A 1280-nucleotide genomic window follows, 5' to 3' on the forward strand; every position below is an offset into this window, starting at 1 on the left:
GTAGCTCCCCACTGGTATTTAGCTCCTTGTATAGATGCTGATGGTGTAAAAGGATCTGCACTCACATCAGCACCTAAGTTGTGACACATAAAGTCTTTCCATTGTCCCGGAGCAATATATGCTCCACATTTTGCAGCACCTACATTAACATTAAATGTACATGACTGACCTCCAAAATTTACTGTAAAATTAGCTGTTCCAGATGATGATGGTGTTCCTGAAATAGTGTATGTTAAACTTCCCGACCCATTAGCTAATGTACCTGCGTTTAAAGTCGCCGTCAGTCCCGTTACTCCTGTTGAGAGTATAGTTTGCCCTATGTAAGCTACTCCGTTGCCTCCTGCATAAGGTAAGTTAAAAGTACCATTAATAGATGTTCCTGAAGTAAAGCTGCCATTAAGGGCTCCACCTCCACAATTAAGCAGAATAACTTGAGGTTGGGAAGAGCTTACATTAACATTAAATGTACATGACTGACCTCCAAAATTTACCGTAAAATTAGCTGTTCCGGATGATGATGGTGTTCCTGAAATAGTGTATGTTAAACTTCCCGACCCATTAGCTAATGTACCTGCGTTTAAAGTCGCCGTCAATCCCGTTACTCCTGTTGAGAGTATAGTTTGCCCTATGTAAGCTACTCCGTTGCCTCCTGCATAAGGTAAGCTAAAAGTACCATTACTAGATGTTCCTGAAGTAAAGCTGCCATTAAGGGCTCCACCTCCACAATTAAGCTGGGTAACGATTGGGGTTCCACCTGAGCATGGGGTTATATCTCTCCATAAGCTATTTGCATATCCTTTAAAGCACTTTTCATCTTTAACATAAACTATCATACCTTCAGCAGGAGAAGTGATAACAGATGTATTGGCCACACGATTGGTTAATAAAGCCTTATCAGGAGCACTTAAATCTAAGCTCGCCTGCAGATTTGGCGTTGATGTTTCAACCCCCACATTACCATTGGCCAACACAGTTACTTTTTGATTTCTTGCCTGACTTATTGAAAAAATACTATTGGTTCCTACCGGCTCATTTGATTGCACTTCTAATGCCCCTTTTTCTACATATAAACGTGGATTAGTGGGGGTATTACCTCCAATAATATAAAGTGTATTATTTCCCGTTGCACTGGTGATATTCACTCCTCCTAAAACATCCAGCTTGGCAGCAGGGGAGGTGGTTCCTATTCCCACATTACCTGAAGAAGAAATTCTTAGTCTTTCCTGATTGTTTGTTTTAGCTATAAAATCTACTGCATCAGTCGTCCCTATGAAATTAGT

Annotated in this window: 1 pseudogene; it reads right to left on the bottom strand. The window is 40.8% G+C overall.

From position 1 onward, the window contains the following. Window positions 1–1271: pseudogene (locus BW926_RS14465) on the bottom strand (hypothetical protein); the annotation flags it as partial. Window positions 1272–1280: the final 9 nt, after the last annotated feature.

This window comes from Chryseobacterium sp. RU37D, from assembly GCF_900156075.1.
Taxonomy (GTDB): domain Bacteria; phylum Bacteroidota; class Bacteroidia; order Flavobacteriales; family Weeksellaceae; genus Chryseobacterium.